The 7055-nt window shown below is 40.1% G+C and carries 7 protein-coding genes and 1 pseudogene; 1 reads left to right on the top strand and 7 read right to left on the bottom strand.

Annotation, left to right across the window (positions count from 1 at the left end; genetic code table 11):
• Positions 1-25: 25 nt before the first annotated feature.
• From cbiQ to AC33VI_RS17065, 4 genes are all read right to left on the bottom strand, one after another.
• Positions 26-811 carry a cobalt ECF transporter T component CbiQ gene (gene cbiQ / locus AC33VI_RS17050; RefSeq protein ID WP_491783461.1) on the bottom strand — a complete coding sequence of 262 codons (786 nt, stop codon included), beginning with the start codon at positions 809-811 and terminating at the stop codon, positions 26-28.
• Between the two features lie 128 nt (positions 812-939).
• Complete coding sequence (cbiM, locus tag AC33VI_RS17055) at positions 940-1578, bottom strand: cobalt transporter CbiM (protein ID WP_491783462.1); 639 nt, start codon at positions 1576-1578, stop codon at positions 940-942.
• A gap of 22 nt (positions 1579-1600) precedes the next feature.
• Positions 1601-2065 carry a carboxypeptidase regulatory-like domain-containing protein gene (locus tag AC33VI_RS17060; protein ID WP_491783463.1) on the bottom strand — a complete coding sequence of 155 codons (465 nt, stop codon included), beginning with the start codon at positions 2063-2065 and terminating at the stop codon, positions 1601-1603.
• A 92-nt stretch (positions 2066-2157) separates the two neighbouring features.
• Complete coding sequence (locus AC33VI_RS17065; RefSeq protein ID WP_491783464.1) at positions 2158-2994, bottom strand: DUF4382 domain-containing protein; 837 nt, start codon at positions 2992-2994, stop codon at positions 2158-2160.
• Between the two features lie 542 nt (positions 2995-3536).
• On the opposite strand from AC33VI_RS17065, the gene rpoD reads away from it, so the two are divergent.
• Positions 3537-4658 carry an RNA polymerase sigma factor RpoD gene (gene rpoD / locus AC33VI_RS17070; RefSeq protein ID WP_491783465.1) on the top strand — a complete coding sequence of 374 codons (1122 nt, stop codon included), beginning with the start codon at positions 3537-3539 and terminating at the stop codon, positions 4656-4658.
• Between the two features lie 79 nt (positions 4659-4737).
• Here the strand turns inward: rpoD and AC33VI_RS17075 are convergent, their stop codons facing one another.
• The 3 genes and pseudogenes from AC33VI_RS17075 to AC33VI_RS17085 form a co-directional block, all read right to left on the bottom strand.
• A complete protein-coding gene (locus AC33VI_RS17075; protein ID WP_491783467.1) occupies positions 4738-5229 on the bottom strand; it encodes a GNAT family N-acetyltransferase in 492 nt (163 codons plus the stop codon).
• A gap of 176 nt (positions 5230-5405) precedes the next feature.
• Positions 5406-6182, bottom strand: a complete 777-nt coding sequence (locus AC33VI_RS17080; RefSeq protein ID WP_491783466.1) for a DUF928 domain-containing protein — start codon at positions 6180-6182, stop codon at positions 5406-5408.
• Positions 6169-7055 (bottom strand): annotated as a pseudogene (locus AC33VI_RS17085) (CHASE2 domain-containing protein); the annotation flags it as partial. The gene AC33VI_RS17080 and the pseudogene AC33VI_RS17085, both read right to left, overlap by 14 nt.

Consider the following 7055-nt stretch of genomic DNA (forward strand, 5'->3'; position numbering starts at 1 on the left):
AAATCGTCCTACTGGGGTATCCAGTTTAAAAACTCGGCAATAATAGCTGTAAAGCTATCAAAACCATGGCTGTGGTGCAGGTAATTAAAGTTGCCATAATACTATATTTATCCTTAGTCATAAAATTAGCTTGAGGTTTGCAGTTAGAACTTACTTTGCTTCCGTAGCCTCTAAGGATCATGGCTTGATAAATTCTTAAAGAACGTTCGTAACTTCTAATTAAAATGCTACCAGTTAGCCGAGCAAAAACCCGAAGATTGCGACGACTGATATTTTTAGGCTGAAATCCTCTCAATTTAATCGCTCGCTGCATGGTAGTCAGCATTTCTCCCAATTCCTCTAGATAGCGATAGGACAAGAGAGTCATATCGACCATCGCCCTAGGCATACCGAGCGATCGCATGGCTTTAATACTATTTAAAAAAGGCGCAGTGCCAAACAAAACCAAACTAGAAGTTAAAATACAAAAGAAACGTACGGAAACTAATAAGGCTTGCCAACAACCTTCTTCTTTAATAGTTAAATATCCCCATTCAACTAAAGGGGTTTCTCCCGATACAAAAGGCAACAAAATAATTACTGCCAAAATAAACCAACTGGGATAGCGCAAACGCGAGAGCAAAAAAGAAACGGGAATTTGAGAAAGAATGAATAAAATTCCCGTAATGGTCACTACCAAAGGCAGTAACCAGATATTTTGTACAAAAGCAAAAGCAAAAATTAAACTCAATAAGCCAATTAATTTATATCCTTGTTGCCAACGATGCAAAGGAGAATCTAAATAGGCATAACGATCTAGTGCTAATTTCATTACATGGTTTGTTAGTTAATAGTTAATAGTTATTAGTTATTAGTAGTTAATTTCTAGTCACCCAGTCACCTTGTCACCCCCTTGCACAAGTCGCTATAGGTTATGGGTTATAGGTTATGGGTTATAGGTTATTGTTGTATGAGTTCTGGTTTTACTTGTTCGAGGAAAGAAACCAACATCACACAAAATACCCCTTCAATGGCAGCTTGGATGGTATAACTGCCTAAAGATATTAAAATAGCCGTTCTTTCGGCGTTGACATCCATATCTGGGGAAATATGAGTCACCAATAAAACGGCAAACATCGATGCAGATAGTAATAATGCTCCCATTCCAGCCACAAAAGAGAGAACTTTGGTTACAACGGACTTTTTCCCCCCCAAACGATTGCGCTGTCTAAAAATGAGATGAGCCACGATCGCAGGTAAGCCCAAGATAATTGCATTTACTCCTAGAGTGGACATTCCACCATGTTGAAACATGACTGCTTGAAAAAATAAACCAATTAAAATAGCGGGAAAAGCATAAAACCCCAAGATTACGCCCATTAAACCATTAAAAATTAAATGAACGCTAGTGGGGGGAATCGGAATATGAATCAGAGAAGCTACAAAAAAAGCCGCTGTTAATAAAGAAGCCTTAGGAATGTTTGCCTGAAGAGAACGATCGCGATCTATTTCTCGTAGAGAGTACCATGTAACTCCACCAGTTAAAGCATAACCAGCAAGACATACATTCGGGGGGAGAAAACCGTCAGGAATGTGCATTAATCAACCTAGATGTAATTATTTAGCGAGATTTAGAACGAGAAAAGAACAATGCCGTGCCGACAAATCCCCACCCCACCGCAGCAGCCATCATTAGTTTTTGTGATGGACTATAACCTTTCCCCATTGGAGGGGAGGTCATTTGGTTCGCTGCTAGTTTGTCATTTTGAATAGGAATGCTGGTAATGCTACCATGTCCTGACTGACGTACTTTTACATCCCAATTACCAAGATTGCTAGAGTCGCGATCGGGAACAAAAGTAAATTTACCAGATTCATCGGTCGTACCTTGCATCCAGGGAGTGGCGCGATCGCTAGGTGCGTAAATAACTACTTGAGCCTGTTTCATGGGCGTACCATCATCATATTTAGCTTGGATGGTAATGGCAGAAGTTGTTTGATATTCAATATTTGCACCGTGGGCTAAAACTTGCTTTGGGGTTGTAACCGCGATCGCCAAAGCCAGAAAAAAGTAAAACCTATTCATAGAATTAACGTAGGGTTTCTAATAAGGAAATTGTAAGATTTTTTGACAAAGCTCTCAAATTTTCCCCTATTTTTCTCCATAATTGCCATCTGCTAATTGCTAATAACACAATGTCCTTCTCCTACATGACCCAAATTAGCGATCGCTTTATTGAGTTTTTGATAGTCTTCATCGGATAGTCGATCGGCTAACTCCACATCGTTTAAATCAACACTATTATTACTAGCTAATTGAGCTATGGGTTCAAATCCCAAAGCATCTTGATTGAGAGCATCTTCTGAAGGGCTATCGGCATCCCCAAAAATATGATCGAAATGAAAAGTAGCTTCTACTTCTCCCGAACTATCTGAGGCGACTATTCCCTTGCGTTCGTCTCCAATAAATTCACCACAAACATATTCCATTGGTTGGTTAAAACCTAAATTAAAATCGATAGTTTGTCCTTCTTTTTGAGCCGTACCAATTAAAGCAATAGTTTGTCCCGAGATCGGACTATCTGCCCCTGCGGTATTTAATTTCCAACTTAAGGCATTATAAAATCCTTGAGGAACTTCAATTTGCTCGATTAATATTGGTTCGGCTACTTCATCTCCTGCTGCCAAATCCATAGTTTTAGCTTGTTCTAAGAAATCTATTTTTTGTTGATACTTAATACTTTTTTTCGTATCTCCCTTATGAGGTTCAAAACCAGATTCTGTTGCATAGGTAGTTGCCTCAGAAATATTTACATAGGCGTGATCGAAATTGATTTGCCACCCATCTTTACTGGTAAAGCCCTGTCTGACAAAATCTTCACCATTAGCTACTAGTGCTAAGTTGCTGTCTTGGCTAGTATTAGCGATAGCGCGATTTTTATTGTTACTACTGTTATTAGTTAAAATTACCGAACTGAAAGCAATTCCACAAAATAGTAGAGAAATTTTATTCATTAATAAAGATTCAGATCCTAGATTTTTTGTCTGTCTTTAGTAATAATGAATTCTGTCACCTTGTTTCAATCCCCCTATAGGGCATTAAACCTGGTTTTTTAGCTAGATTTAAGCATTGAGTTGATGATGTTAAAAAAGGATATTGTTTGTAACAAAAAATTAATTAGTGTCATTTTTCTTCAAATTGCTTACAATGCCATAGGGGCGAAAAATAAGGGAAACTTTGTCACTTCTTTATATTTACTAAGGATTTTTTCTTTAATCCAAGTCCAATCTTCACCTAAGTTGCCAAAATCAAGGCTAAAATCAAAAAGCAATTATCAATTTCTAGTTGATAACACTCACTCACAAATCTGTCTTAGTTAAGACTAAGCAATTACAATGTAATTGAGATCGTTGTTTGCTCTCCTGAAATTAAACAGTGAGACAAAGAGTAAACTTGAGGTGTAATTAGACACACTCTTAAAATAGAAGTCCCCCACCAAACCATTAACTAAACAAATATCATTAATTTTTCACTGAAGGAGCAAGAGGAAAACGGCATGACCCAAGCTAATCAAGTTCTAGCAACTATCGCCAATCCTGCAAATGATTGGGAAGTACTAATCGAAGAAGATACTCAAAAAGACCGAGAAGATGTCGATTTGAAAGTAGCAGCTAAGGGGAAAAAGAAAAAAGCCAGTACAACTCGCCGTGCCGAACGTGGTCGCAAAAAGCCTTATACAGAAGATTCTATTCGTATTTACCTCCAAGAAATCGGTCGCATTCGACTGTTAAGAGCAGAAGAAGAAATTGAACTGGCTCGTCAAATTGCCGATCTATTGGAACTAGAAAGACTTAAAGACAGTCTGGAAGATGGTTTGGGTAGAGAAGCTACCGACGAAGAATGGGCCAGAGAAGTGGATATGGAATATCGCAAATTCCGCCGCCGCCTCTTTATTGGCAGACGCGCTAAAGACAAAATGGTGCAATCTAACCTCCGTTTAGTAGTGTCGATCGCCAAAAAATACATGAATCGCGGTTTATCTTTCCAAGACTTAATTCAAGAAGGATCTTTAGGTCTAATCAGGGCAGCTGAAAAGTTCGACCACGAAAAAGGCTATAAATTTTCTACCTATGCAACTTGGTGGATCAGACAGGCAATTACCAGAGCGATCGCCGATCAATCTCGTACTATTCGCCTTCCCGTTCACCTTTACGAAACTATTTCTCGCATTAAAAAAACTACTAAACTACTTTCTCAAGAACAAGGACGCAAACCTACCGAAGAAGAGATTGCAACTCGCATGGAAATGACCATTGAGAAGCTCAGATTTATCGCTAAATCGGCTCAATTACCAATTTCCTTAGAAACCCCCATCGGTAAGGAAGAAGACTCTCGTTTGGGCGATTTTATTGAGGCTGATGGCGAGACTCCTGAAGACGAAGTATCTAAAAGTCTGCTCCGAGAAGATCTAGAAAGCGTACTAGATACTTTAAGCCCCCGCGAACGCGACGTTTTACGCTTGCGTTATGGTCTGGATGACGGACGCATGAAAACATTAGAAGAAATCGGACAAATTTTTAATGTTACTCGCGAGCGCATCCGTCAAATCGAAGCAAAAGCTTTACGTAAGCTGCGCCATCCCAACCGCAATAGTATATTAAAAGAATACATTCGTTAGATTTGGAAATAATCTAACTAGAGATAGATAAATGGGTTGGATAAGTAGGGGCTGTTCGCGAACAGCCCCTACTGCTGTTTTAACTGTTTAAAGATAAGCCGAGAATGAGCAAGCTGCGTTGAAAATCGTCTAAAATTGCAATATTGGGCAAGTAACCCCATTGTTGAAAACCATAACGGGTTAGTAATTTAATGCTGGGTTGATTGTGGGCGAAAACAAAACCTAGAAGGGTTGTTATTTCCAATTCTGAACAGGATGCGATCGCTTTTTCCATAAGCTTACTTGCTACTCCTTGACGATGGTATTTTGTTCCTACGTAAATACTAATTTCCGCAGTGTGGAGATAGGCAGGACGACCGTAAAAGTTTTGAAAACTCAGCCATCCTAATATTTCTGTTTCTTGTACTGCTACCCAAATTGGTCGATTGGGCGATCGCTTGCTATACCAATCTCGTTTACTTTCTACCGTAACTGCTTCGGTATCTGCGGTTGCCAAACGACTGGGGATACTTTGATTGTAAATATTAACAATGGCTGGCAAATCTGCTTCTTGGGCAGGGCGAATGTTTATCATTGAGCATTGGACATTAGTCAATCTAATTATTTGTAGGATGCGTAGAGCGATAGCGAAACCCATCAATCTGTTGCTGCTGTTGGGTTTCATTCTTCAACCCAACCTACTAGCTGCAATTTCTTGTTTCAGTCAGGCGATCGCCTGAATTATTGGTACAAGCGATCGCCCTTCATCTAGTCGCAAAAATAAGTTAGGGTATCGCGAGCGTTACGAATAAAATCATCAGAAGGATTTGGGGTTGAATAAATTTGCTGTAAAGCATCTGACCAAAGACCTTTTTTGGCAAAATAATTAGCTTTTTCTAAAGCAATTTTCTCTTGACTAACACCTGCTAGGGTAACCTGAGTTTCTAATGCCATTAGCTCAGCAGCGATTAGCTCTCTTGTTTCAGATGCCATAACCCGAAAAGTATAGCGATCGCGACGGTCAGTGACAATTTCCCAATCATAGCTTTTACCTGGTTTTAAGGCTTCTCCCGTATAAGCAAGATAATTAAATTTACCGACGGGAGATTGAGGGGTAAAAGTTTGACTCCATAATAGTTGTGATTCGCGATCGGGATCAAAAGAATCATAAAGATAGATCGTGATTGGGGATACATCACCTTGCCAAATAAACGTAGGGCGATCGCTCCAGATGACATTTTTAGCTTCTATTAAACCTGGCGTAATCGGGCAGAGTTCTCTGCGGGAAGCTAAAGTAGGCTCTTGACGTTTTTTTAAGAGTTCCCAAATAGCTGACCAAATAGATTTACGTGCGCCAGAGCTATTGGGCGTTAAGGACTCAGGGACAGTTGTTGAATCCCTCGGTTTAGTTTTGGGATCAAATTCAGAGTTTGGTTGAGCTAGGACTGAAGATTTAATTAGAATTGCGATTAGAATTAGGAAGAACCAAGACACAATTCTCTGGGTGTTTCGGTGGGTTTTAGGGGAACACTTAATCCGCTTCATGAGATTGCCTCCTCAAAGTAGGCGTAAGATAAATCCAAAAAACTGCTGAGGGTAAAAATACAGGCAGTAATACCGAGACAGAGAGATAAACTTGCAGGGCAATTAAGACATAAGCCCCCGTACAGCTAGCCAGTCCCAAAGTCCACTTAGATCCCTGACCAGAATGCAAATTCAACCGCAAAGTAATTCCCTGAGCTAATAAGCCCGCGATCGCGATCGTCCAAAGTTCGGGAATATTAACTACCAGACGCTGTGTCAGTAACTGATAAATCATATAAGCCAGAAACTCAGAACCAGTAAAGTTACCCGAACTAATGGGTGCATTACCATAACGTGACCGCCAGTATTTCACTGCCCAGGGTAGGGGAAAATTGTCAGCACCAGGTTTGACACCAGCTTCTTCGTATCCTCCAGGAGCAATGATGACTATTTGTCGCTCGAACCAATGGTCTGCTAAAGAATTTTCGCTAGTACTGTCGAGTAATTGCCAGGCAGGAAGATGATTATATACACGATGGGGAGGAAGGGAAAAATCGTTGATTGGTCGTAACCAATGCAGACCGAAATTGGCAGTAAAGTTAGTCAGAGGATGAAGTTTTACTTGCTTTAAGAAATTAACCGTATCATTGTGGTGTTCTGGTTGGTGGAGATAGTCCAACAATTGAGTCCGACAATCTTGTTGATTAGTTAATTGTGGCTGTAGCATCTCGGCGGTAGAGGATTCCTGATTTAGAGCATAAACTACTGAGAGCAGATAAGCAAAAGGACAAGCTTGGGCGCAATCAGTTTCAGGGGAGGGAATTTTGACATATTCAGGTAGGGCATTGGTATAGCCTTGCAGACTCCAGTTCGGACTAGTAATACAACTTTCAG

The sequence above is a fragment of the Waterburya sp. genome (assembly GCF_058530065.1).

Coding starts and splice junctions, on each gene's coding strand:
- cbiQ (WP_491783461.1), bottom strand. CDS start 811: ATGAAATTAGCACTAGATCGTTATGCCTATTTAGATTCTCCTTTGCAT.
- cbiM (WP_491783462.1), bottom strand. CDS start 1,578: ATGCACATTCCTGACGGTTTTCTCCCCCCGAATGTATGTCTTGCTGGT.
- AC33VI_RS17060 (WP_491783463.1), bottom strand. CDS start 2,065: ATGAATAGGTTTTACTTTTTTCTGGCTTTGGCGATCGCGGTTACAACC.
- AC33VI_RS17065 (WP_491783464.1), bottom strand. CDS start 2,994: ATGAATAAAATTTCTCTACTATTTTGTGGAATTGCTTTCAGTTCGGTA.
- rpoD (WP_491783465.1), top strand. CDS start 3,537: ATGACCCAAGCTAATCAAGTTCTAGCAACTATCGCCAATCCTGCAAAT.
- AC33VI_RS17080 (WP_491783466.1), bottom strand. CDS start 6,182: ATGAAGCGGATTAAGTGTTCCCCTAAAACCCACCGAAACACCCAGAGA.